The organism is Paraburkholderia sp. SOS3, assembly GCF_001922345.1.
GTDB lineage: Bacteria > Pseudomonadota > Gammaproteobacteria > Burkholderiales > Burkholderiaceae > Paraburkholderia.
Genome location: NZ_CP018812.1, coordinates 585,723 through 608,882, shown reverse-complemented (window position 1 = coordinate 608,882; position 23,160 = coordinate 585,723). Strand labels below are relative to the sequence as shown.

23 protein-coding genes are annotated in these 23,160 nt (G+C 60.1%); 9 read left to right on the top strand and 14 right to left on the bottom strand.

Features of this window, described 5'->3' with window-relative positions:
* Positions 1–464 precede the first annotated feature (464 nt).
* Positions 465–1,559: an NmrA family NAD(P)-binding protein gene (locus BTO02_RS22700; protein ID WP_075159489.1), complete on the bottom strand. Its 1,095-nt coding sequence runs from the start codon at positions 1,557–1,559 to the stop codon at positions 465–467.
* 202 nt (positions 1,560–1,761) lie between these two features.
* On the opposite strand from BTO02_RS22700, the gene BTO02_RS22695 reads away from it, so the two are divergent.
* Entirely contained in the window at positions 1,762–2,337 is a 576-nt protein-coding gene (locus BTO02_RS22695) for a winged helix-turn-helix transcriptional regulator (protein WP_075159488.1), read from the top strand.
* Positions 2,338–2,345: 8 nt separating this feature from the next.
* Here the strand turns inward: BTO02_RS22695 and BTO02_RS22690 are convergent, their stop codons facing one another.
* From BTO02_RS22690 to BTO02_RS22675, 4 genes are all read right to left on the bottom strand, one after another.
* Positions 2,346–3,287, bottom strand: a complete 942-nt coding sequence (locus BTO02_RS22690; RefSeq protein WP_083615322.1) for an enoyl-CoA hydratase-related protein — start codon at positions 3,285–3,287, stop codon at positions 2,346–2,348.
* Positions 3,288–3,352: 65 nt separating this feature from the next.
* The gene (locus BTO02_RS22685; RefSeq protein WP_075159487.1) at positions 3,353–4,219 is read right to left on the bottom strand and encodes a hypothetical protein; all 867 of its coding nucleotides are present in this window, start codon (positions 4,217–4,219) and stop codon (positions 3,353–3,355) included.
* 586 nt (positions 4,220–4,805) lie between these two features.
* Positions 4,806–6,026, bottom strand: coding sequence for a DUF3443 family protein (locus tag BTO02_RS22680; protein ID WP_075159486.1), 1,221 nt, complete (start codon positions 6,024–6,026; stop codon positions 4,806–4,808).
* Between the two features lie 11 nt (positions 6,027–6,037).
* Entirely contained in the window at positions 6,038–6,571 is a 534-nt protein-coding gene (locus BTO02_RS22675; RefSeq protein WP_083615321.1) for a DUF2844 domain-containing protein, read from the bottom strand.
* Positions 6,572–7,043: 472 nt separating this feature from the next.
* Between BTO02_RS22675 and BTO02_RS22670 the strand changes: the two genes are divergently transcribed.
* Positions 7,044–7,874: an alpha/beta fold hydrolase gene (locus BTO02_RS22670; protein ID WP_075159484.1), complete on the top strand. Its 831-nt coding sequence runs from the start codon at positions 7,044–7,046 to the stop codon at positions 7,872–7,874.
* Between the two features lie 81 nt (positions 7,875–7,955).
* Here BTO02_RS22670 and BTO02_RS22665 read toward each other — a convergent pair whose 3' ends face one another.
* From BTO02_RS22665 to BTO02_RS22655, 3 genes are all read right to left on the bottom strand, one after another.
* Positions 7,956–8,336 (bottom strand): hypothetical protein, encoded by a 381-nt coding sequence (locus BTO02_RS22665; RefSeq protein ID WP_075159483.1) that lies wholly within the window; start codon positions 8,334–8,336, stop codon positions 7,956–7,958.
* A gap of 23 nt (positions 8,337–8,359) precedes the next feature.
* Complete coding sequence (locus BTO02_RS22660; protein ID WP_075159482.1) at positions 8,360–9,043, bottom strand: ATP-grasp domain-containing protein; 684 nt, start codon at positions 9,041–9,043, stop codon at positions 8,360–8,362.
* Between the two features lie 111 nt (positions 9,044–9,154).
* Complete coding sequence (locus BTO02_RS22655; RefSeq protein ID WP_232243706.1) at positions 9,155–9,538, bottom strand: cupin domain-containing protein; 384 nt, start codon at positions 9,536–9,538, stop codon at positions 9,155–9,157.
* A 280-nt stretch (positions 9,539–9,818) separates the two neighbouring features.
* Between BTO02_RS22655 and BTO02_RS22650 the strand changes: the two genes are divergently transcribed.
* Positions 9,819–10,745: a LysR family transcriptional regulator gene (locus BTO02_RS22650; protein ID WP_075159480.1), complete on the top strand. Its 927-nt coding sequence runs from the start codon at positions 9,819–9,821 to the stop codon at positions 10,743–10,745.
* Positions 10,746–10,888: 143 nt separating this feature from the next.
* On the opposite strand, the gene BTO02_RS22645 is transcribed toward BTO02_RS22650, so the two are convergent.
* Positions 10,889–11,851: a quinone oxidoreductase family protein gene (locus tag BTO02_RS22645; protein WP_075161276.1), complete on the bottom strand. Its 963-nt coding sequence runs from the start codon at positions 11,849–11,851 to the stop codon at positions 10,889–10,891.
* A gap of 141 nt (positions 11,852–11,992) precedes the next feature.
* Positions 11,993–12,814 (bottom strand): AraC family transcriptional regulator, encoded by an 822-nt coding sequence (locus tag BTO02_RS22640; protein ID WP_075159479.1) that lies wholly within the window; start codon positions 12,812–12,814, stop codon positions 11,993–11,995.
* Positions 12,815–13,034: 220 nt separating this feature from the next.
* On the opposite strand from BTO02_RS22640, the gene BTO02_RS22635 reads away from it, so the two are divergent.
* Together BTO02_RS22635 and BTO02_RS22630 are read left to right on the top strand one after the other, a co-directional pair.
* Positions 13,035–13,946: a LysR family transcriptional regulator gene (locus tag BTO02_RS22635; protein WP_075159478.1), complete on the top strand. Its 912-nt coding sequence runs from the start codon at positions 13,035–13,037 to the stop codon at positions 13,944–13,946.
* Between the two features lie 141 nt (positions 13,947–14,087).
* Complete coding sequence (locus BTO02_RS22630; protein WP_075159477.1) at positions 14,088–14,984, top strand: alpha/beta hydrolase; 897 nt, start codon at positions 14,088–14,090, stop codon at positions 14,982–14,984.
* A 47-nt stretch (positions 14,985–15,031) separates the two neighbouring features.
* Here BTO02_RS22630 and BTO02_RS22625 read toward each other — a convergent pair whose 3' ends face one another.
* Positions 15,032–15,757 (bottom strand): transporter substrate-binding domain-containing protein, encoded by a 726-nt coding sequence (locus BTO02_RS22625; protein ID WP_075159476.1) that lies wholly within the window; start codon positions 15,755–15,757, stop codon positions 15,032–15,034.
* A 230-nt stretch (positions 15,758–15,987) separates the two neighbouring features.
* On the opposite strand from BTO02_RS22625, the gene BTO02_RS22620 reads away from it, so the two are divergent.
* From BTO02_RS22620 to BTO02_RS22610, 3 genes are all read left to right on the top strand, one after another.
* Positions 15,988–16,785 carry an HpcH/HpaI aldolase family protein gene (locus BTO02_RS22620; RefSeq protein WP_083615320.1) on the top strand — a complete coding sequence of 266 codons (798 nt, stop codon included), beginning with the start codon at positions 15,988–15,990 and terminating at the stop codon, positions 16,783–16,785.
* A gap of 93 nt (positions 16,786–16,878) precedes the next feature.
* Positions 16,879–18,087, top strand: a complete 1,209-nt coding sequence (locus BTO02_RS22615) for a pyridoxal-phosphate-dependent aminotransferase family protein (protein ID WP_075159474.1) — start codon at positions 16,879–16,881, stop codon at positions 18,085–18,087.
* A 5-nt stretch (positions 18,088–18,092) separates the two neighbouring features.
* A complete protein-coding gene (locus BTO02_RS22610) occupies positions 18,093–19,061 on the top strand; it encodes a LysR family transcriptional regulator (RefSeq protein ID WP_083615509.1) in 969 nt (322 codons plus the stop codon).
* On the opposite strand, the gene BTO02_RS22605 is transcribed toward BTO02_RS22610, so the two are convergent.
* The 3 genes from BTO02_RS22605 to BTO02_RS22595 form a co-directional block, all read right to left on the bottom strand.
* Positions 19,058–19,921 carry a c-type cytochrome gene (locus BTO02_RS22605; protein ID WP_075159472.1) on the bottom strand — a complete coding sequence of 288 codons (864 nt, stop codon included), beginning with the start codon at positions 19,919–19,921 and terminating at the stop codon, positions 19,058–19,060. The two genes, BTO02_RS22610 and BTO02_RS22605, sit on opposite strands and share 4 nt — an antisense overlap.
* A gap of 4 nt (positions 19,922–19,925) precedes the next feature.
* The gene (locus BTO02_RS22600; protein WP_075159471.1) at positions 19,926–20,924 is read right to left on the bottom strand and encodes a Gfo/Idh/MocA family protein; all 999 of its coding nucleotides are present in this window, start codon (positions 20,922–20,924) and stop codon (positions 19,926–19,928) included.
* A gap of 178 nt (positions 20,925–21,102) precedes the next feature.
* Complete coding sequence (locus BTO02_RS22595; RefSeq protein ID WP_075159470.1) at positions 21,103–21,426, bottom strand: hypothetical protein; 324 nt, start codon at positions 21,424–21,426, stop codon at positions 21,103–21,105.
* 472 nt (positions 21,427–21,898) lie between these two features.
* On the opposite strand from BTO02_RS22595, the gene BTO02_RS22590 reads away from it, so the two are divergent.
* Positions 21,899–23,110: an L-dopachrome tautomerase-related protein gene (locus tag BTO02_RS22590; RefSeq protein ID WP_075159469.1), complete on the top strand. Its 1,212-nt coding sequence runs from the start codon at positions 21,899–21,901 to the stop codon at positions 23,108–23,110.
* Positions 23,111–23,160: the final 50 nt, after the last annotated feature.

Sequence of the window (23,160 nt, the reverse complement as noted above, 5' to 3'; positions counted from 1 at the left end):
ATCGTCCGGTCGAGATACTTGATCTGGCCGTCCTGCTCCGCATGCACCAGATCCTGGTAAACCTGTGCCCGTGTCTCCCCGCTCGATGCATACGGTTGCCAATTGCCTGACTGATTCGGGGCCGGCGGAGTCGCTTGTGCAGTCTGGCTCGTCGTAAGAGTCTCGCTTGCGGATGAAGTCTGCGCGTGCGCGCACACTGGCAATAAGGCGCTCGCGGTCATACACACGCCGATCCACGCTTTAAGACATGCGTTCATTGTGAAGTCTCCTATCCGAACCCACAACAGTCTTTTCGAAGGGCTCCCGCACAAGCAGGTTGAGCAGGAGTGCGTGTGAACAAGCATAGCGAAGCGAGGATTGCTCTACGCAAGCGGAATCATGAAGAGAAATTTAAGGTTGTCTATTGTGCTCGGGAAAAGAATCCGGACGGGAGCGCACTCCGGCACCATCCACCGCGCCAGCGTCTAAAGCTTCCCCATCCTCCGGTCCTCGGTCAGCTTTAGCAGCGGCGTTGACTTATACAGGTTCTCGGGTTGGACCCGCTCCCAAAGGCTTCCTTTCCCGTGCGCTTTTCCCAGCTGATCTTCGCGCCTTAGCCACTGTTCAACGCTTCTGATCCGATTCGGATGGATTTCGTCCAGCAATGCATAGTCTCGCTGAACAACACCGTGTTTCCAGATGTTCCAGAAGCCGGTGAAATTGTCCCTGAAACTCATGGTGCTTTTGTCGCTGATATCGGCGTTGTACCCGGCAGGCAATGCAGCTGCCATTCCGAGCGCACCGCTCCAGTATGTGTCCAGGTCAGTATCGATGTACCGCGCCGGATGTCCCGTCACCTTCTCGAACGCCGCAGCAAGGTCTCGATATTTGATATGCTCGACAGCGACTTCGAGATTCATCCCATTCGCGCGCTCAGCGTTATCGAAGAGCCACCGCGCGTAGTATCCACAATCATCGAGGGCGACGTGCGGCACGGACCCATTGCCGAGCGGGACTTTCCAGACCACCACGCCATCTTCTACAGAGGGCGTCATCGGTGTCATTGCCGAGATCACCATCTCCATGTATGGCCCCGTGGTAAGCAAAGCCGCGCCCATTCTGTCCTTGTTCGCCTCGTTTTGAGCCAGGATCCATTCACCTATGCGACCCTTACCGTCATAGTGGCCGGCGCGGAATCGCGAATCGTAACCCGACTTCTTGAGCGCGTAGTCAAGATTGCCGTAAACGAAAAAACGGATGCCTTCTTCTATAGCGATCTCGTAGCTACGGATAGCCCAGTAAACCTCGGTCTTTTCACCGGTATTGAAGCCGTCGAGATTGATGTATGCCCCATCGCAACCACGGAATCCTTCCCGCAGGACGCCGTCGTCCGCGAACGTTCCCTCGAAAATGGACACGTCGCCAAGTCCAGTGAGCGCTTTTGCGCGACGCGAATGAGGATCGCGGCTGAGCGCTCGGACAGAGTACTTTCCGTCGCCGACCAGCGCGTTGATTACCGGCAAGCCTTGAGCGCCAGTGCCGCCAACAACGAAGATCCTGGAGGTAGTGTAGGAGGTCATCGATACTCCATAGATGCGATCAAAAGAATTGCCGGACATTCATCGTCCAACACCACATAGCATGTCAATCTTATAATAAGAGTTACAAAGGAACAACCACACCATTCGTCGATCAGTACGTCAATCAACCGCATCGCGCCAGCTCTTATAATGAGAGTTGTGCGACCATTAAGGTTGTTAAGGTTAACGAGGGGTAGTGACCATGCGCTCGAAGGGTTTCGATGGAATGGTGTGTTCAATCGCCGGGGTGATGGCGGCGATCGGCGATCGTTGGGGTTTACTGATCCTGCGCGACCTCGTCTTCGGCCTCAGCCGGTATGACGACTTTCGCCAATCATCCGGGGTGACCAACGCCACGCTCAGCGACCGACTTAAACACCTGGAGGCAAATGGCCTTGTCGAACGCCGGCTCTACCAGACGAACCCGGAAAGGCACGAGTACTTCCTGACCGACAAGGGCAGGCAAATCGCCCCGGTCATGCTGATGCTTTCCCAGATTGGAGACCGCTGGCAGGTCTCGGGCGCTTCAGCGCCGCCGCTAAAGTTCGTGAATCTGAAAACGGGCGCCGACGTGGGATGGTGTTTCATCGATCAGAAAACAGGCGAGCGGCTCGGCGCCCAGGATCTGGGTATCAAGGAAGGACCCGGCGCGGACGATCTCGTACGCTGGCGGTTGTCACATGCGGCGCGACGTCGCGAGCAACGAGTAGTCGAACATGGGTTGTCCCGCGAACCGGCACGCCGTCCGATCGGGCAACGAAAGTCACGCTCACGGTAGCGCCCCGTTCATTTTCCGTCGTAGACCGGTTTGCGACCTTCAATCTCGGCTCTGCGACCTTCCAGAAAATCGTGTGTCTGGAAGAATGCGCGATATTGCGTAGAGAGCTTGAACAAGGCTTCCTGTTCGGAAGGATCGATTGCAAGGCGAGCCGATGCCAAAGAAGTCTTGATGCCAAGTGGTGCGCAATCAGCAATTTTGTTGGCCATCTGAATCGCCGTGTCTAACGCAGCCTTTGCGTCGGGCACGATCACCTGCACCTCTCCCATACGATGTGCTTCTTCAGCGCTCCAATGGTCGCCGGTCAGGATATAGCGCATGGCGTTCGCCCATCCCGACTCGCGAACGAACCGAACTGTAGAGCCTCCTCCGGGAAAACGTCCATGTGTATTCTCATCCTGTGCGAAGCGGGTGTCGGCCGAAGCAATCCGGATATCGGCGACGAGGAACAGTTCATGACCCATGTTCCAGGTGTCACCGTGGACAGCGACAACGAGAGGTTTTGTAAGGCGCGGCCCCGGCGTTGTCGCGAGCGGGTTGATGGCGTCCGCCTGCGATATCGGAGGTTTTCCGCCTAGCGATCGGAAACCGTCAACATCGATACCTCTCGAGAAATTCTCACCGTGTCCGAACAGAACTGCAGCACGCAATGAAGGATCGCGGTCGTAGTTATAGTAGGCTTGGGCCAGCTCTTTGAATGTGTCGGGATCGACGCGATTCTGGAAGTCGGGACGATTAATGCCAAGGAGGACGATTGAACCACGGCGCTCGACGGTTACCTTTTCGCCGGAACCTGGCGGTGTGTCCTTAAGAGCGGTCAATGAAACGTCAGATTGCGGGAGCTCCTCGGCGCGCGTGGGAATCGCGAGCACCGCAAGTGCGGATGTCCCTCCCAGCGCTACCGCCGTCTTCAGGAAACCCCGTCGAGCGGCGTTGTTCATGTCAGTCATTTGATTTCATCTCCGGCGGTTCGGATACCGCAAAGTAATCGGGACATCGGCTCCATAAATCAGGGTCACAGAATTTCGTCTGATCGACGAATTGAAGCGGGCGAAATCATGTCGCTGGAACGGGGGCGTTTTAACAATTGGCGCAGCGACAAGGCATGTAGTACGAAAGAACCCGGAACGATGAAAGCGGGAATAATGGCGTAGGGGTACGCTCCGATTCCTAAATTTGGATGTTCGAAGCTTAGATGTTGAAGTGGCCCCGGCGACGTCAGCGCACCTAAAAGGATCGCAAGGACCAGGTCGCCCAAACCAAACGCGTTCCAAAGCAAGGTCGCGCGCGTACTGCCTGGCCGCCTGCTTGCGATCGCCGTCGCGATAGGCAATGCCATCAGCCCCGTTATAACGTCGCCGATTCCGGCGGGCCAGGCGAAAACGCCTGGCATTGTCCCTGCCATCCATCCCAGGAAAAACACCGCACCGACAACCCGGTAGGATTGAATGCCGATCAACCAGGCAGCGGGCGTAACATCGAGCAGCTTGCTTACATGAACTGAGTGCCCAAGCACTGCAATAGCGATTGCAGTCGGGAAAATGACGAGCAGCGGCAGTAGAGGAATCCGAACTGTGCCTGGCAGAAGAAGCCCCATTGAGGCGATTACCCAAGCTGCGCCAAGCCACAGCGTGAGCGGGATTGCGATGGCCATCCAGGTCGTCAGTCGCTGTGATGCTGTGAGAGAGGTGCGTGCAAGCGCTTTCCATGCTCCGCCGAGCAGCAACAGCGGTACAACGGCACAAACGGCGATTACCGATAACCACCAACGTTGAAGTTCTGGCACAGCGATAACTACAGCAAACCAGAGGCTGGCCACCGTCACGCTGACAGCAAGCGCAAGCACACGGTTACCGGAATAGCCGGTCTGGCTCCGCTCCATGGGGCTCTCCAATTGAAATCAGAAACGTCTAGCGTCCACCCATAGCTCCATACCACGTCGATCCATATGCAGTCGATCGTTTCGCGGTCGCCGCGTGGGGCACGCATCGGTAGTGCATGGAGGCAATATACTCTTATTATAAGAGTTACTGCAAGCGAGAAAGGGGTTGGCCTCAGGAAACCTGTGCAACGTGGCGTGACTGACATACCGCTTTCGCAAACCTTCGCGGCTGATGACAGTAGCGGGAGGTACTACGATGTTCCGATACTGCTGCTTTATCTCGCGCAAGCAGTAAAGGTCTATGCATAACCTTCAAATCGCGGTGTTGACGGTTAACGGTTGGAAATGAAAGTTCGCTCTACCGCGGAACGGACCGCGCGGCGCTTGAGCCGGCCTGCAACGATGTCGCTGCAGAGCAGGTTTCCGGTTGAGTCCGTTACATTGCGTCGATCGAGGCCCGCGCGTGCGCGACCGGTACGCAGCAGTCGCCGCTCACCGGCCGCCCGACCCGCACCCGGGCGACACTCGGTACGTGAGCTGATCGACCCCGCCCCGCCGGATCGCCGTGCGGCATTCCCGGTGCCGTTCACGACTGAATCGCAAAGAACGGTTGCGTGCCTGACGAGAAATCATCGCTACCCTGAATGCCAAAAGTAATGCGCTTGCCGTAGATGAAGGGCATACCCAGATCCAGTTCGCCCGCTCCAAACAATCCGAGGTTCTGGCCGATGCCTTCATGCGCTGCGTTCAAGCCATTACCGAGTTCGGACTCCGTGTTGAACAGCGTGAACGAAACACCAAGCGTGGCGCCGCTCTCGCTTTGCAGCGACGCCGAAAGCGTTGCAGGAGCAGTCGGACAGAACCAGGGCAGGCTCGAAAAGCTCGACGGACACTGCCCAATCGACGGGTCCACGATAAAGTACGCGCTCGAACCCGAGTCGACGAAGCCCGGCATCGGCAGGCCGTTGAAACTCGCGGTCACCTCGCCGAACACGGTGGTGGTCATCTGCTGCGCGGTCGACGGCAAGATGTTGTTGCCCTGCGTGTTGATCCCGAAGGTCATCGTGCCGGAAACCGTGCTCTGGCCGCCTTCGCCGACTGCGGGAAAGTTCAGCGTCACACCGTTGTTATCGGTTACAAACTGTATGACCGGATTGGGTAACTGTTCCGCGAGCGACACCGCAACTCCGGTGCAATTCGCGCCCGCGCAATCGTAGTAGATCGATGCGGCCGGAGACTGGCACGAGGTCTGGCAATCGTGACGGATCACGTTCAGGCCAATCAGACCGTTGCCGCCGAACGATGCAGCGCCTTTCGCAGCCATATCGGGGCCCGCGCTCGAACAATCGGCGGGAACCGAGGCAAACGAGTCGTCAACGATCTGAATCGGCAACGACGGCGCCGTTTCGCCGGCAATCTTCAGGTCGACCTTCGAAATCGGCCCCCATGCAACCCCGGCAGCGAACTCGGCGCATTCGGCCATCGTATTGCCTTGCGCCGAGTCCTTTGCGTCGGCAAGGCCTAGCGAAGCCGGCACCGCCGAACGCAGAAGACGCAAACCCACGGAAGCCGTATCGACCAGAACATGGTCGATCGTGGCGCAATTGCCTGTGCCTGGCGCACAGATGGTCAGGGTGACGTACGGCGCGTTCACAAATCCGAATTTGCTGTCCACCGTCACGTTGACCGAATTGGCGGCCAGATTCTGGCTGGAAATCTGGCTCACCGCGCCACCCGCACCGCCACCGCCGCCGCCGCAACCCGCGAGCGCCAGACCGAAGGCGAGAACTGCAATCAGCTTTTTCATGTCGGCCCCGATTATTGAAGTTCGGAAAGGGAAACGCCGGCCGGAATTTCGCGCGGAAGATATGCGGAGCCACTGAATCGGCCGGGATGCCCCATCGACTGCACGACCAGATCCTGCGAACTGAGGCTTCGTTGGCTCAAACCACCCACATGGATTACGTCAGCGCTCGAAGGCCTCAGATAGCGTTCCGAATAGGCGCCGAGGATGTCCGCATAATCCGGCGTGCGCGGACCATTCCAGATAAGCGCGAATACCTTCTGGCTGGACGTCGCGACGAATTCGCGCACAACGGTGCCCGAATTTAGTGTGACGACGTTCACGCTATACAGTGCATTTGCGGAAGAGGTTGCGGCGTCGCCCTGCAAGGACATCGCTGCCTTCGCCACCCGGGCCGCTCCCATGACACTGGAGGCCACGCGAGGATCGGCGCCGGTCAACGGAAAGTCACCCAATGCTGCCGTTGCCGTATTTGCGGTGAAGCCGATACAGACCGCTACGGCCATTTCAACGAATCCTGTTTTTAACGCCTTCTGTTGAGCTTCCATGGCCTTTCTCAAATTGGTTCGGATTGTTACGCGCTAAATACAACGCGAATAGTTCGTATAACAACCGGACCATGCTTTAAAAGTGCCAGTAGATTGAATGTTATTCAAATTTGAAATTTTGCCCAATCATTCGATATCCGTCATTTTTGAATTGCAGGTAAAAGAGATTTAAGTTCGCATACAGTCAAAATTTTTTTGAATAAAGTCTTACAATAACGTCGTTCAACAGCCGACACTCCGATAACCTCAAACCTGATCAAATGCATCGGCATATGCGCGTTGTAAAGACAACGGATTCAGCCGGCATTTCCGGATGTCGATCGATAGCGGGCGGCTTCACCGAAAAGCACGCAAACGAGCCACGCTCGGCGAGCTTACGTCTTCTTTTTAACTTTTCGTCAATACGCTTTTCAGGCAGAATTTCTGCCGCTCGAATCTGACCTTCGAATCACACCCGTCACGCCCTATCGACATGCCATTCATTACCATCGCAGAACAGCAGTTGCACTATCGGATTCAAGGCAGCGGTTTTCCGGTACTGCTCGGACACAGTTACTTGTGGGACTCGGCGATGTGGCAGCCGCAAATCGAAGCGCTGTCGCAACAGTACCGAGTCATCGTGCCCGATCTGTGGGGCCATGGCCAATCGGGACCGATGCCGGAAAGCACGCGCAGCTTCGGCGATCTCGCCGCGCAGGCAAGCGAGCTGCTGGACGCGCTTCATATCAGCCAGTGCGCGGTCATCGGCTTGTCGGTCGGTGGAATGTGGGGATCCGAACTTGCGTTGCGTGAACCGAAGCGCGTGAAGGCGCTAGTCATCATGGACTCGGACCGCGGCGCCGAGCCCGCGGCGACGCTTGCGCAATACTCTCAGATCATCAGCACGATCGAATCGCTCGGGCACATACCCGCGCCGATCATCGACGCGGTCGCGCCGTTGTTCTTCCATCGTGGCGCGCCGCCCGACGGCGACCTCATCGTCTCGTTCAAGCGTTCGCTCGCGGCGTTCTCGGCAGACCAGATCCGGCAGTCGATCGCGCCGCTCGGGCGGCTTACCTTCGGCCGCCCCGACGAAGTCGCGCGCCTGTCCGCGCTCGACGCTGCGACCACACTGGTGATGTGCGGCGAACTCGATATTCCGCGGCCGCCGTCGGAGGCGATCCGCATGGCCGAGGCAATCGGTTGCCGCCATGTGCTGGTTCCCGGCGCCGGCCATATCTCTTGTCTCGAGAACCCGTCGTTCGTCAATCGCGAGCTTCTTGCGTGGCTCGAGCAGCACGTTGGAACGGACGGAAACGCGTAAGCGTAGCGGCAGGCCGGACTGCGTCGTCACGTCGTGCCTTGCCGGCGTCACGGCGGCCGCCGTAAAAGGTCGCCACGCGGATTACGTCCTGCTGTTGTCCGCTATACCCGCTATGAGCCATTTTCCGTCGCCCTGACAGACGAGATTAACGACGTCGGTGCCCCAATGGTGCAGTGCGCCGTTCAGAAAAAACTTGTAAGACGCCCAGATAACCGCAATGTCATGGTCGATCAATATCACCGGATCGTAAATCTGTTCGTCTGCATCGCCTTCCAGAAACGGCCTTTCGATTAGCGCTCGCAAGGAATAGTGAAGCACGCGTCCCGCGCGAATTATCGTTGCCCCGCCCTCTGGCATGACCTGAGCCATCATCGCGTCCCGGTCGCGTCTGCGTATGCCCTCCAGCAAGGCCTCGAGCGGCATCAGAACCTGCTGCTCCTGTTCGGTCAAATGAGTTGCCATGAGTGCATTTGGGAGGGAAGGACTCACCGCGCACGCGACGCGCGCCGCAGCATTTGTTCAAAGGCATGCGCGATCCGTCGAATTTGAGGCGCCTTGTAAGGGAAGTGTTGCGGGTCGTCCATATCATGCACGATCATTCCGGTCGCGATCTCGAAAATCAACAGGCGGCCGTCCTGCGTCTCGGCGCAATCGAAGCCCATGTATTCAAGACCAGTCAATTCCGCGATTTGCCGCAACGCGTCGCGATGGTGCACCACGAATTCAGTATCGAAACGCGCCATCGTGCGCGCTTCCTCTTCGCGTCGATTCGCGTCGGCCAACATCTCCTCGTACGGGTAATGAACCATCCAGTGTTTTGAAATGCCCATGTGGCACATGAACGGTTCTCCGTCGATCATGACAATCCGGTATTTGCGAAACAGCCCATCGGCGCTGCTGTAGTCGATAAACGGCGCCAAATAAAACTCTTCGTGCGCCGACCTCTCCAGATAGCAGCCGAGCTCCTCTTCATTGGATACCCTTTCCAGTCCTTTGCCGGCGTGCGACCCTAGCGGCCGGATGATGAACGGGTAGTCCCTCTTTAGCCATTCGCGCAAGTCGAGCGCGCCCGAAATGGCCTGACCGATCTGCTCGCGCGAGAGGCGTATGGTGCAAGCCATGCAGACACCAGGCACCGCACCCAGCGTGGCATATGCGACATCGCGCAACCAGTAAATCCAATCGTTACGCTTACCGAACCGCGCGAGCTACGGCTATGGTTTTAGCCGTAACCGGAGCAAATGGCACTCGAACCGGTTAGACCAGGAAACGCGATCGTGCTATCGAGTTGGAAAATACGTGTCAAACTGCCGGCTCAACTCGCCCATATTCTCCGGATTGAAACTGCCGTCGGTCTGCTGCGCATGGACCGTACGAAAATACCGGTCCTGGCCGGCTGGAAGGCTCCAGTCGAGCATCCGCGCGTCACCTGGTCCGATATTCCTGAAGCCGTGAACGGTATTCCGGGGCAGAAATACAAGGGTTCCGGGTCCCGCGCGGTGCGTCTGTCCCGCGACGAACAATTCATATTCACCTTCGAGAACAAAGAAACATTCGTCCTGGCCGGCGTGAAAATGAGGGGGCGGTCCTTCGCCCGGCTTATGCGTGGCAAGAATGATAGACGTCGCGTTCTCACTTTCCTGACCGCTCAGGAGTACGTTCATATGCAACCCAAAAGGGTGAATGATTTCCCCTTCATCGGGATGCACGATCTTGGCGTTCGTCATTTTGATTTGTCCATTTCACCGGTGGTAATTGCACGCACGCCTTCCTGCGCGTTCGGATAAAGACCGCCGAAATTGCACTTTCAATAGCATTGTTGAAGAATCAATATCCTAAGAACCACATGGGCACGCTAGTGATTCAACTCCTGCATGGTATTTTAGAAATGAACGTCAAAAAAGCGGCTTATCGGCAACCCATCGTTTCCTCTCCGAGAACACCATGCAGGATGTGAACGACTATTTTTACTTCGCCAAGGTGGTGCAGCATCGTGGCTTCTCATCAGCCGCACGTGCGCTTCGCGTGACGAAGTCCGCTCTAAGCAAGCGGGTCGCGCGACTTGAAGAACGGCTTCAGGCGCGGCTCATTGAGCGGTCGAGCCGAGGCTTCCGTGTGACCGCTGTCGGTCTCGAGGTCTACGAGCAATGCGAGGCCATCGTGGCAGGCGTGGAGGGCGCTGACGCGATCGCCCGGAAGGCAAACGCTGCGCCTCGTGGCGCGGTGAGATTCGCGTGCCCGCCAGGGATGGTGTTCGCAGCAGTTTCATCCATCGTTCCGGACTTTCTGGAAGCCTACCCGGACATCCAACTCTCGATGGTGGTGTCCAATCGCAGTGTGGATCTCATTGGCGACGGTTTTGACGTGGCTTTGCGTATACGCGACAAACTCGATAGCGATGCGAACTATGTTGTGAAAAGGATCGGGCTGAGCAGACGAGTTCTGGTGGCCAGTCCCAGATATGCGGAAAAAACAACGATGCCAGCGTCGGCTGCCGACCTGGCACGATGTTCCATCCTGTCGCTGGGGGAAGATATTCGAAGCGAGAAATGGAATCTCGTATGCGGGACCAAAGAAGAGATAATCGAGGTTTCTCCGAAGCTGGCGACAAGCGAATTTTCTGTCCTTCTAAATAGCGCCATTGCGGGCGCTGGCATAGCACTCCTCCCTTTGGCGATCTGCAATAACGCGCTCGCGGACGGCCGCCTGATTCGGGTTCTACCCGAGTGGCATTCACATGACAGCATCGTTCACCTTGTGTTCACAACGCGACGTGGCCTTCTTCCGGCCACGCGGGCTTTTATGGATTACCTGGCAGCACGGCTGGCACCTCTTTTCAAGGAATCCGTTCAGGAGGTCTTCCGGCAATGAGCAACCGCGTTTGCGCGATCACGATTGTGGCGAACGTCATGACTGCGCAGAACACAGTACTCGCGAGCGCACCGATCTGCATTGAAGCAGAAATGTTATAGGCGTCGATCTGAACAATCCCCCGACTCGACGCAATCGCCCGCTCACATCTGCAGCACCACACGGCCCCGCGTCCCTCCCGCAACGGCCCGATAAGCGGCCTTCGCATCGACGAGCGGGAACGACTGCGCGATCAGCGGCGGCTCGAATTTGCCTTGTTCGAAACCTTCTACGAGTGCCTTTAGCAGCGTTGCCGATTCGGCCACGCCGAGCTTCGCGCTGTCGACCCCGAACAGTTGCGTCTCGTTGTGATAGAAGTCGATCAGATCGAATTCGACGCGCCGTTTGCCCGTTGCACTGATCTCGACCACGCGTCCTCGCCGTTTCGCGAGACCCAGCGCCAGTTCAAACGTCACACCGCCAACCGCATCGAATACGACATCGACGCCGCCCGCCGCAAGCATCTTCACACGTTGAGCCGCGTCATCGCCAATCTGGACATATTCGTCAATCAAACGGCCGGCCGGCGAGTTCGGGTCCGGCTCATGGCGATCCACAGCAATCACGCGTGCGCCGCGTGTCTTCGCGATCTGTGTGACGGCGCCGCCCACGCCGCCCGATGCGCCGATCACCGCGATCGTCTCGCCGGCCTCGAGCTTCGCGTATTCCACCACGCCAAGCCACGCGACGACGAAATTCACGCCGATCGACGCTGCCTGTTCATGGCTCAGATTCACCGGCTTGCGCGCAAGCGACGCCACCGGCACACGAATGTACTCGGCATGCGTGCCATCGCGTGTAAAGCCGATGTCGCCGCCCGTGCCCCACACTTCGGCGCCGATCCATTCGGCCGGCCCCTCGACCACCACACCGCTGAAATCGCGGCCCGGCACGCGCGGCGGCACCGTGTGAGAAAAATGTCCGGACACGTTCTTGACGTCGCTCGGATTGATCGATGCAGCCTTTACACGCACGACCGCGTTGCCGGCGTCCGCACGCGGCATTGCAAGTTCGAGATACTCGAGCACGTCCGGCTCGCCAAACGATTTGAACTGAATAGCTTTCACGCTCGCTCCTTGATCGGTGAATGCTGCTTTGCGTGTTCTTCCGTGTCCGGTTGCCAGCAGCGACACGACGAAGTCTAGGACCGCGGGCGCCGCGCGTCAGGACAACGTTTTTCGAGTTTCGGACAGGCGGCGAGGCATGGCTCACGCGTCCGGTACCGCGCGCCCGGCACCATCGGCTGTCGGGCCGGCCAGGGTCTGGTTCGACGCAAATTCGCTCGGCGAGACGCCGAGCTCACGTCTAAACATGTCGCTGAAGCTGCTCAAGCGATAGCCGAGCGCATGCGCGACCGAACTGATCGACTGCCCCTCCGCAAGCCGCGATAATGCAATCGCAAGCTGAACCTGGCGCCGCCACTCGGCAAAGCCAAGCCCCAATGCGCGCGAGAACAACCGGGCCAACGTTCTCACGCTTGCGCCGACCGATCCCGCATGCTGTTCAAAACTGATTTCCACAGACGGATTCTCGATAACGGCGCGACAAAGCATGTCCAACCTGCGGTCCGACGCATCGGGTAGCGGGATACGAAGCGAATAGCGGCCCGCATGCGCGAGTTCGAGCGCGACGAGTCGATACGCGAGATCGGCATAATGGGTGTCGCGCTCCGATTCATGTTCCGCAAGCATCGTGATCAGTTCGCGCAGCAGCCCGTTCACTTCGAACACGTCGGGCACTTTGCTCAGATGTTGCACGTCGGCTTCGCGCAGATAAATATTGCGCATATCGACGGCGCTCATCATCCGGATCGAATGCGTGGACTCAGGTGGCAGCCACACCGCGCGCTGCGGCGGCACGACGAGCGCTTCCTGCCCGACTTCGACCCACATCACGCCGGAGACCGCATACAGCACCTGCGCCCACGAGTGCGAATGCGGGTCAATCCGCGTTCCACGCGGATAATGCCTCGCCAACGACTTTCCAGGGCCTGCATCATTGGAGAGGTCGGGAGGAAGAGCTTTCGGCATGATGGGTCCGTGGCCGTCGTTTAGCTTAAGCGTCTATGCTAAGCGCTTCGTCTGCTTTCCGTATGATCGGATCGGGTCAAGCTGGTGGCCACGGTGTGTAGAATCGCTGTTCATTCGTCACGTCGAGGTCGCGCGCCGAGGTAGCGTGTTGTGGTCCCGCGTTGTGGTCCCGCGTTGTAGTCCCGCGTTGTAGTCCAATCGGCATCGGAGTTCCGAGCATATGAAACCGAGCAGCGAAAATCTGTCCAGCGGGATTGGCGTATTTGCCGCCGTCGTCGATGCGGGAACGTTCGCGGCCGCATCCGAATTGCTCGAGATGTCGCCGCCAGGCGTAAGCCGCGCGATAGCCCGCCTCGAAAAGAGGCTGAAAATACGGCTCTTCAATCGCACGACGCGCTCCGTTTCTCTGACCGATGAAGGCCGCCGCTTTTACGAGCAGGTCATGCCGCACCTGCGCGGAATGGAGGAAGCCGCGTCGGCAGCAGCGGGAAACGCCGTATCCGTTCGAGGCAAGCTGCGCATCAATCTCGACCCCGTCATTTCCCGCAGCGTTCTCGGGCCGCCACTCGAAGCATTCATGGACGCACACCCTGATCTCGAACTCGAGTTCATTGCGCGCGACCACCTCGGCGATCTGATCGCCGATGGCTTCGACCTCGCATTGCGATTCGGCGAACCGCGCAGCTCGAGCCTCGTCGCGCGCAAGCTACTTGAAACACCGGTCGTCACAGTCGCGGCGCCCGCGTACCTTGAGCGACACGGACGTCCCGCAAATCCACAAGCGTTGAGCGAGCAAACCCACCGGTGCCTCGAGTTTCGCAACCCGGAGACCGGCAGGCCCTACGCCTGGGAATTTCACCGCAAGCGCAAACAACTCGTCGTGCCGACGAACGGACGCCTCACCGTCAACGAACCGAGCGCGTTGCTCAGCGCATGCGTGGCCGGCTTCGGCATCGCCCAGATGCTGCTGCTCGTCGCAGAGCCGCTGATTCGCGAAGGCAAGCTGATCAATCTCTTTCCGGACTGGTCGGACGAGCGCTTTCCGCTTTATGCCTATCATCCGTCGAGACATCACGTGCCCGCGAAGACACGCGCCTTCCTCGACTTCGTTGTCGCACTAACCTCGCACTGACGTCGCACCCTTGAATATGCGGCTTCGCGGGCAGTTCTATAAACGTTGCATCACAAGTGACCAACCGCACATTCCCATGCATTGAAGAACGACTGCTTTGCATTACCATTTCGCTAATGTGCATCTCTCAGGAGAGCGAACATGGCCAATCCGCAGATCGAATGCATTCGCGAACTGCTGGCTTCAGCGCCGCGCCCTACCGGTCTTGCCGAACGGCGCACACGTCTGCTCTCGCTCGTCAGCCGCTACGCGACGCCAGCTGACGCGCATGTCGAAGCCGAGAACGCCGATGGCGTTCCGGCCGAATGGACGTCGACACCTGCTGCCGACCCCACGCGAGTCATCCTGTTCCTGCACGGCGGCGCCTATATCTCAGGCGGCATCGCCACGCATCGGCATCTGGTCGCGGAGATCGGGCGCGTGACGCGCGCCCGTACGCTTGCGCCCGATTACCGGCTCGCTCCCGAGCATCCGTTCCCCGCCGCACTCGAAGATGCGTTGACCGCATACGGCTTTCTGCTCTCGCGAGGATATATGCCGCAGAACATCGCACTGGCCGGCGAAAGTGCCGGCGGTGGACTTGCGCTCGCGATACTGATCTCGCTGCGGCAAATGGGTGTGCCGCTCCCGTCATGCGCGTGGTTGAGTTCGCCGTGGACCGATCTGGAAATGACTGGAGATTCGATGGAATCGAAGGCAGATGTGGACCCGCTGATACAGAAACCGTATCTGCTCGAAGCGGCCGCGTCCTATCTGAACGGAGCGGACGCACGTATGCCGCTCGCGTCACCGTTGTATGGAGACCTGAGCGGCCTTCCCCCGTTGCTGATTCACGTCGGCACCGCGGAAACGCTGCTCGACGATTCCGTGCGGCTCGCACGCCACGCGGCGCAAGCCGATGTGCGCGTGGTGCTCGATATCTGGCCCGACATGATTCACGCATGGAGTCTGTTTTATCAACAGCTCGATGCGGGGCGCCAGTCGCTCGCAACGATGGGGGCGTTTGTTCAGCAGATGTTCGAGGCCAGACAGTCGTAGCATAGCGGCGTAACGGCGTCGCTGCGTTGCAATCACTCCGCGCGAAATTATCGCAACACAGGATCTATCTCGCGCTCACTCAAACCGAATCGCGCCATGCTTTTCCGATGCTCGGCAGAACCGAGGTGAACGCGCAACTGCCTGTTCACCGCATCGACTAAAGCGCGATTTTCCTTTCGGAATGAAAACGCTCCGACCGGCGCGCTTTTACCGTCGCCCAAGGTCGACTCATGGTCGACCGATTCGACCCGCGTAAGACCGATATGTTCGGCGACGATCCGGTTGCCGAGCGCGGTGCTGGCATATGCAACGATTTCACCTGACTCCACCGCTGCAACAGCCTGCGCCTGCTGTTCGAAAAGTAGAATCTGCACATCACGTACACCTTTGGCTTGCGCGGACCCGTGCTGGACCTGCCCGGCTATCACGCCGAGCCGGGCGTCGGGGCGTTGGGCGATGGACTCGTAGCTATACAATGCCTTGGGATTGCTGCTACGCACGAGAAATCCATCGCCGATCGCCCATACCGGTATGCTGAACTCCACTTTCGCGATGCGCTCGGACGTAACGAACAGCGGAACATTCATATCCCAACGCCCACTCTGAACACCGGGCAGCAGTTCGGCAAACGTTGTCAGCCGATGTTCGACATGTGTGACACCTATCGCTCGCAAAACCGAGTCCGCCAGCTCGATATCGGCACCTGTCGCCGACTGATCCGGGTTGGTCCAGCCAAACGGCGGCTCCTCGATATAGGCAAGAACGACCTTCACCGCACACCTCCCCGAATAGATGTTACCTGTCAGATAGCACTACCTGAGCTTGAGCGCAGCGTGCAGTGCAAGCGCGCACACGCTCCCCGCACTTTTGCGCGGACTATTTCGACCTGCTCGCGTGTTATCAGGAATAGGCAACGAGCGGCCGTACGCCGCTCAGTCTTTGCCGCTCAATCTGCGCGGACCGACCGATCCCGAACTTCCCTTCAAGCAAGAGGAGCTACCCGATGCAACAAAGCCCAGCCAACCCGTCTGCTTACCTCTCCAACCCGCTGCAAAAGCCTGAAGGCGTGACGCTCGGAATCGGCGTCACATCGCCGTCCCCCGAATTGGTGCAAATGTTCGCGCGTGCCGGTTTCGACTATGTGCTGATCGACATGGAACATGGCCCGATCTCGATCGAGACCGCTTACAGAATGGTCACCGCGACGATCGGCACCCCGGCCGAAGCGTGGATTCGCGTCACGCACAACGACGCCGCGCAGATCAAGCTCGCGCTCGACAGCGGCGCCAAAGCCATTGTCGTGCCGATGATCACCTGTCTCAAGGACGCTGAAGATGCCGTGTCCTACGCCAAATATCCGCCGCAGGGCATCCGCGGCTGGGGCCCGTTCCGCACGCAATACCAATGGCAAACCAATATGCTCGACTACGCGAAGCGCGCGAATGCCGAAACGCACGTCTATGTGCTGATCGAGCATCCAGGCGCGGTGCGCGACCTCGACGCGATTCTAGACCTCGAAGGCGTGGCCGGCGCCATTCCCGCGCCGTTCGATCTCTCCGTGAATATGGGTTATAGCGACGGCCCGAACCATCCCGAAGTGCGGAAAACAATCGAAGAAGTGATGCGCAAGATCAAGGCGAAACGCCCGCGCCTGACTTCATTCGCGATCACGCCCGAGCAGGCGGCCGAAGCAATACGTCTCGGCGTGAACGATCTGTTTCTCGGCTTCGATCCGATGTACATCCAGGCATCGGTACAATTGTTCATGGGCACGCTCGCAAAACTGCGCAGCGAAGCCTGAATCCGGCGGCGACCCGCGCGCCGCGCCCGGGTCGCCGTACCAGGCATAATCATGCGCGCGCCAACCTTATTAAAACAGAACCGATCCGCGCCCATGAACCCGAATCTCCCGACGGCAGTCGGCATCAAACTTCTGCACACGCCTGGGCCTACACACGTACCGGACCTCGTGCGCAACGCGATGAGCGCCCAGCCATTCGATCTGAATGATCCGCGCCTCGCTGCCGTTATCGAAAATTGCGAGCGCGGGCTGCAACGGCTGCTCGGCACGAAGCACGCGGACGTCATGATGTACACCGCGAACGGTCACGGCGCGTGGGAAGCCGCGATCGTCAATCTGCTGCCGCCCGGCAGCAAGGTGCTCGTCGCCGGCAGCGGACATTTCAGCGAAACCTGGGCACAGACCGCGGAAGGCTGCGGCGCGCATGCGATCCGCACCGAGGCGCGAGCCGGCTCGCCGATCGATCCGGGCCTCGTCGAAGCCGCATTGCGCGCGGACAAATCGCACGAAATCGTCGCGGTCTTCGCCGTGCAGACCGATACGTCGACGGGCGTGACGAGCGACATCCGCGCAGTGCGGCAGGCAATCGACCGCGCGCAGCATCCGGCGCTACTCGTCGTCGACGTCGTCGCATCGCTTGCCGCGACACCGTTCGAGATGGACGCGTGGGGCGTCGACGTCGCGATCGGCGCCTCGCAAAAGGCATTGATGCTGCCGCCGGGCATGTCCTTTACCGCCGTCGACGAAAAAGCGCTGAACGTCGCACGCGATAATCCGACGCCGCGCGTGTACTGGAACTGGAATTTGCGCAAGAGCCCGCTCGGCTACCGCAAATTTTGCGGCACGCCTCCCGAAAGCCACCTGATGGGCCTCGAGGTGTCGCTGCAGCTGATCGAACGCGAAGGGTACGACGCGGTGTTTGCGCGACATCTGCGCATCTCGCGCGCGGTCCATGCTGCCGTCGAACGATGGGGCGAGCACGGCGCGCTGTGGCTGATGACGAAGGATCCGGCCGCGCGCTCCGCGTCGATCACCGCGATCGGCGTGCGCGAAGGCATCGACCCGGCCGAGATCTATACGATCGCGCGCGAGCGCTTTCAGGTCGCGCTCGCAGGCGGCCTCGGACCGCACAGCGGCAAGGTGTTTCGCATCGGGCATCTCGGCGACGTCAACGAGGCGATGATTCTCGGCTGCCTCGCCGGCGTCGAAGCAACGCTGCGCCTGATGGACGTGCCGATCGGCGATGGCGCGCTCGAAAGCGCGGTCGCGGTGCTGAACGCGCATATGCATCCGGTGCGGTGACGCGCGTGAATTCCGACGACCTCGAACTGTTCGCGCGCGTCGCCAGAACCGGCAGCATCTCCCGCGCGGCGATGGAGCTCGGTGCGAACCAGTCGACCGTGAGTCGCCGCATCGGCATGCTCGAAGCGGAGCTCGGCGTGCGGCTCTTTCGGCGCAGCGGCCGCGGCGTCTGGCTGACCGAACACGGCGAACAGCTGCTCGGCTACGCAACGGCGCTCGAACGCACGCTGCACGAAGCGCGCGATGCGATGCGCAGCACCATCGGCCTCGGTCCCGCAAGCCTGTGCATCGCCGCCCAGCCGACCATCGCACGCATCATGTTCGGCAGCCTCGGCCACACGCTCAAGGCGCGCTATCCGAACACGCGCATCCGGTTTATCGAAGGTCTCGCGAGTCATATTCTCGGTTGGCTTGCCGACGGCGAGGTCGATCTTGCGATCATGTATGTGCCCGAGTATCCGGGCTCGACGCAGTTCGATCCGCTGATGTCCGAGCAGGTCTGCCTCGTCACGCCGCCCGATTTCGCGCACCCCGAAGGGCCGGTCGACGTGCACGTTCTCGCGAAGGTGCCGCTGATCCTGCCGAGCACGCATCACGGCTTGCGCGTGATGGTCGAAACGGTCGCGGCGAAGCATGGCTTCAAACCAAACATTGCGCTCGAATGCGATGGCTCGATTTCGATCACCAAGCGGCTCGTGCTCGCGCATTGCGGGTGCACGGTGTTGCCTTCGGCCTCCGTCATCGAGGAAGTCGCGGCCAAACGGCTCAACTGCTATCCGCTGCAAAACCCGGTGATCAGGCGTGATGTCGCGCTCGCGTGGCCACAGAATCGCGTCATACCAGATGGGCTGTGGGACGTCGCGCATATGATTCGCGCGCAGGCCGCGGAGCTCGTCGAAAGCGGCGCGTGGCCGGGCGCCGCGCTGCATGAAGGCGCCGGCATGCAGCAGGCGCGCTGGTCCAGAGCAAGTTAATCGGCGAGCGTTAGCTTCGCGCTCGCCATCGCGTGCAGGTATTTCAGCAGCGCCTCGATATCGGCATCCGGGATCACCGAAGGCCCGAAGCCGATCATGCGCTGCTCGGGCCATGTCCGCACCTTGTGCGGATCGCGAATCAGCGCGCGCAGGCCTGCGTCCTTGAAGTATTGCGTGACGTTCATCGGCTGGCCGAGATCCGGGCCGACACTGCCGGCGCCGCCGCCGTTCATCTTGTGACACGCAATGCATTGCACGACGAATACGTCGTGGCCGCGCCTGACGCCGGCATCGCCCGCAAACCTCGCCGGCACCGCAAGCTGCGGCCAGCGATGATCGGGACTTTCGACGAGTGAAATGCGCGCCACTTTATACGGCCATTGCTCGCGGCTCACGCCCGAACGCTCCGGGAATTGCCAGATCAGATAGAACGGCCCTGCAGACGCGGTTTCCTTCGGCAGCGCGGGCCACGGGTGCGCCGGGTCTTCGACCGCAAGCCATGCGATAGCGCCGTTTTTCGCACCGCGTTGAACGAGTGTCAGCGGAATCTCGCTGACGAAACCGTCGGTGGCCTGCACCTCTACCGTATCGAAGTGCGCCTCGGGATGATTGCCGAGCAACGCCAGCAGCGGCACCGCGCGATATTCGACCTTGTGCCGATAGATATCGCCGCTTGCGGTACCGGTCAGGTTCACGCTTTTGATGTCCGGTCTTGCGAGCAAGTCGCTAGCGGTAAAGCTGCGTTCGCCGTCGCTGCTCTTCACCACTAGCGCAGGCGCATCGGCAAAGGCCTGAATGCCGGCACCGAGACTGGCGCAACACAACGCGAATGCAGCCGCGATCGTCACTATCTTCTTCATGGCGTCATGCCTGGCTAACCGCGAGCACCGGATCAAGCTCGACGCGCTCACCGGTCGCCGCAGACCGCACGATCGCTTCGCATACGGCAACGACATGGTACGCATCGTCGAGTGGCACGGGAAACGGCGCGTAACCCTTCACGGCATCGGCGAACGCTTCGAGCTCCATGCGCTCGATATCGACCGGCGCGTAGTCGAACACCTGCGCAGGCGCATCATTGCGCCGCGTCACCTCGAGCCGCGCGATGCCGCGCAATTCCGCGTGTGCCGCGGAACCGAACGCGTGCAGGCGCCAGATCATCGGCGTCGCGAGCATTGTCGACAGCGAGGCGCTCGCGCCCGAAGCGAACTCGAGCAGCACTGCCGTCACGTCGTCGATTTCGGAGATCATCCGGCTCGACGATACCGCTACTACGCTTTGCACGGGCCCGAGCATTTCGATCATCGAGTCGATCATATGGATGCCGAGGCCCGTCAGGCCGCCGCACGGCACTTCCGCTGGATCGAGACGCCACGATCCAGCGGGATAAAAGCCGATCGCGTTAGCCGAATAGTTCGCTTCGACGTGCAGCAATGTGCCGAGATCGCCTGAACGCGCGCGCGCCATCAGATCGCGAACGGCAGGCAAAAAGCGGCGATTCATGCCGACCGCGAGTACGATGCCAGCCGCCTGCGCCGCTTCGATGCATCGCGCAGCCGACACGCGATCGAGCGTGAACGGTTTTTCGCAAAGCACATGTTTTCCGGCGGCCACGGCGGCAAGCACCTGCTGCGCGTGCTGCCTATGCGGCGTCGCGAGCACGACCGCGTCGATCGCGGGATTCGAGATCACGTCGTCATAGTGACTCGTCAGCGGAATGCCGTGCGTATCGGCGAATTCCTGCGCCCGCCCGACGCGTCGCGTCACACCGGCCACGAATTGAATCTTGCCGCTTCCCTGCAGCGACAGCGCGAGGCGTTGTCCCCATCTGCCCATGCCTACGATCGCCGCGCGAACCGTCATTCGCGCCTCCCGGCAATCCCGTTGGCTTTCCGATTGTTCAGCGTGGGCATCGATGGATCCTCTTGCGTTCGCGTGCGGACGAAGACGCCCCGTCCGGCCTTCTTTCAAACGCTTGGCGCCGAAGTTTATTCCGAGGCACCCGAACGCGGGGGAGAGCACACGATGTCGATGCAGCGGCTCACTGAAGCTTGCTGCGTCCTTCATTACAGTCGCGAACCGCGCTCACGATCGCTTCCTCGCTGCCGGAGAACGCATCGACGACAGCGTAGATGCGGCCCGCGTGATCGCCCGCCATAGCCGTACCGACGCGGCCATCCCACACCTGGTCGCGCAGCGACATGTCCGACGACGCTTCGATAGAGGCCGTACGCTCTTCGTGCCAAAGCGCTGCGCCGCCGGCGAGCGCGAGCACGATTGCAGCGGCTGTACCGCCCGCGAGCAAACGCTGAACAAAGGTCTTGCCCTTCTGCCGCAAATCCGGACTGACTTGATCGATCCACATTTCCCGACTCCATTGCAACGCAATTGACTGACAGGCGCTGCTGCGCCCGTGGCCATGCATCCGCAAAAAACGGGCGAAGCGTTGCCGGTTTGAAGCGAAGCGTTGCGCGGCGGGTGTTTGCGCCCAAGTGCGGGAAATCTCCAGACGTGTCGCCGGCCGCAAAACGTTTTGTCAGCGACAACACTTCGGCACGCGGTGTTGGCACACGCCATACACGGCAAAACGTCCAGGCCCGCTCGCCAGCCCCTATGCGGCTTTCCATTTTCGCCGGATATTGCAGTGCGGAGTCGGACCATGCATCTGCGACAAGGCGCAAGGCGGCGACCTGATTCAATCGAGCCTTGAAGCGTTCACATGCGCGTAAAGCACAAAAGCCAAAGCGCGTGCTTAAACTCGTGCTTAAACTCGTGCTTAAGCTCGCGTTGAGCCCGGACACCGAACGCGATCGAACCCGCATCGAGGAGGGTGCCGCATGACCTTCGGCAGATATGCAGCAGCGGCGGCAGCCGCAAGCGCCGCTGCGCTCGCCGTTTGGGCGGGCCTCGCACACGCGCAAACCGCCACGCACGACGATGCCCTGGCGCTGCCTAAGGAACGCTCGATCGGCCACATCGAGCCCGTCCACGAGTTCTATGGTGCAATGCCGTCCGGTGTCGCGAAAGCGCCGAACGGGCGCCTGTTCGTCAACTATCCGCGCTGGGGCGACGACGTGCCGTTCACGGTCGGCGAGATCGTAGACGGGCACGTGGTGCCGTATCCGAATGCGCGGATCAACCGGCCGGACCCGATGCATCCGGGAACGACGCTGCTTAGCGTACAGAACATCGTTGCCGACTATCGCAACCGTCTGTGGATACTCGATACGGCCGCGCCGAAATTCGCGCCGCCCGTGCAAGGCGGCGCGAAACTCGTCGCCGTCGATCTCGCGACGGACAAAGTGGTGAAGACCATCGTCTTCGAGCCGAACGTGTTGCTGCCGATGTCGTATATCGACGATGTACGCTTCGATTTCCGCTACGGCAAGGAAGGCGTCGCGTATCTGTCCGATTCTTCGCCGGCGGGTCCGGGCGGCATTATCGTCGTCGATCTCGCGAGCGGCGACGCATGGCGGACCCTGGAAGCGCATCCGGCCACGCAGGGCGACCCGGCATTCATCCCCGTTGTCGAAGGCATCGAAATGACCGAGGACGGTCCCGGCGGCAAGCCGGCACCGGCGCATTTCGCAGCGGACGGACTCGCGTTGTCGGCGGACGGCAACATTCTCTACTTCTCGCCTCTGTCGAGCCGGCACCTGTATTCGGTGGCGACGCAGTTTCTGCGCGACCGCCATGCCGATGACGGCGAAGTCGAAGCGAGCGTGCGCGACCTCGGAGAAAAAGGCGCATCGGACGGGCTCGCGTCCGACGCCGACGGCGCGGTCTATGCGGGCGATTACGAGCGCAACAGCATCCGCAAGATGCTGCCCGACGGCACATGGGTCACGATTGCGCACGACCCGCGCATTCTGTGGCCCGATGCGTTGTCGATCGGCACGGACGGTTATCTGTATTTCACGGCGAATCAGCTCAACCGCCAGGCGCAGTTCAATCATGGCCGCGATCTGCGCAAGAAGCCCTATACGCTATTTCGCATCAGGATCAATGCACAGCCTTTGGAACTGAAGCCGCAGGCTTCGACGCCATAGCGCCTTCACTCTTCCTCAACGGCCTTATCGCCTTCGAGCGAACCTAACGG

Excerpts from the sequence above, each read along its gene's own strand:
- BTO02_RS22700 (WP_075159489.1), bottom strand. The coding sequence starts at position 1,559 with ATGACCTCCTACACTACCTCCAGGATCTTCGTTGTTGGCGGCACTGGC.
- BTO02_RS22695 (WP_075159488.1), top strand. The coding sequence starts at position 1,762 with ATGCGCTCGAAGGGTTTCGATGGAATGGTGTGTTCAATCGCCGGGGTG.
- BTO02_RS22690 (WP_083615322.1), bottom strand. The coding sequence starts at position 3,287 with ATGACTGACATGAACAACGCCGCTCGACGGGGTTTCCTGAAGACGGCG.
- BTO02_RS22685 (WP_075159487.1), bottom strand. The coding sequence starts at position 4,219 with ATGGAGCGGAGCCAGACCGGCTATTCCGGTAACCGTGTGCTTGCGCTT.
- BTO02_RS22680 (WP_075159486.1), bottom strand. The coding sequence starts at position 6,026 with ATGAAAAAGCTGATTGCAGTTCTCGCCTTCGGTCTGGCGCTCGCGGGT.
- BTO02_RS22675 (WP_083615321.1), bottom strand. The coding sequence starts at position 6,571 with ATGGAAGCTCAACAGAAGGCGTTAAAAACAGGATTCGTTGAAATGGCC.
- BTO02_RS22670 (WP_075159484.1), top strand. The coding sequence starts at position 7,044 with ATGCCATTCATTACCATCGCAGAACAGCAGTTGCACTATCGGATTCAA.
- BTO02_RS22665 (WP_075159483.1), bottom strand. The coding sequence starts at position 8,336 with ATGGCAACTCATTTGACCGAACAGGAGCAGCAGGTTCTGATGCCGCTC.
- BTO02_RS22655 (WP_232243706.1), bottom strand. The coding sequence starts at position 9,538 with ATGAACGTACTCCTGAGCGGTCAGGAAAGTGAGAACGCGACGTCTATC.
- BTO02_RS22650 (WP_075159480.1), top strand. The coding sequence starts at position 9,819 with ATGCAGGATGTGAACGACTATTTTTACTTCGCCAAGGTGGTGCAGCAT.
- BTO02_RS22640 (WP_075159479.1), bottom strand. The coding sequence starts at position 12,814 with ATGCCGAAAGCTCTTCCTCCCGACCTCTCCAATGATGCAGGCCCTGGA.
- BTO02_RS22635 (WP_075159478.1), top strand. The coding sequence starts at position 13,035 with ATGAAACCGAGCAGCGAAAATCTGTCCAGCGGGATTGGCGTATTTGCC.
- BTO02_RS22630 (WP_075159477.1), top strand. The coding sequence starts at position 14,088 with ATGGCCAATCCGCAGATCGAATGCATTCGCGAACTGCTGGCTTCAGCG.
- BTO02_RS22620 (WP_083615320.1), top strand. The coding sequence starts at position 15,988 with ATGCAACAAAGCCCAGCCAACCCGTCTGCTTACCTCTCCAACCCGCTG.
- BTO02_RS22615 (WP_075159474.1), top strand. The coding sequence starts at position 16,879 with ATGAACCCGAATCTCCCGACGGCAGTCGGCATCAAACTTCTGCACACG.
- BTO02_RS22605 (WP_075159472.1), bottom strand. The coding sequence starts at position 19,921 with ATGAAGAAGATAGTGACGATCGCGGCTGCATTCGCGTTGTGTTGCGCC.
- BTO02_RS22600 (WP_075159471.1), bottom strand. The coding sequence starts at position 20,924 with ATGACGGTTCGCGCGGCGATCGTAGGCATGGGCAGATGGGGACAACGC.
- BTO02_RS22595 (WP_075159470.1), bottom strand. The coding sequence starts at position 21,426 with ATGTGGATCGATCAAGTCAGTCCGGATTTGCGGCAGAAGGGCAAGACC.
- BTO02_RS22590 (WP_075159469.1), top strand. The coding sequence starts at position 21,899 with ATGACCTTCGGCAGATATGCAGCAGCGGCGGCAGCCGCAAGCGCCGCT.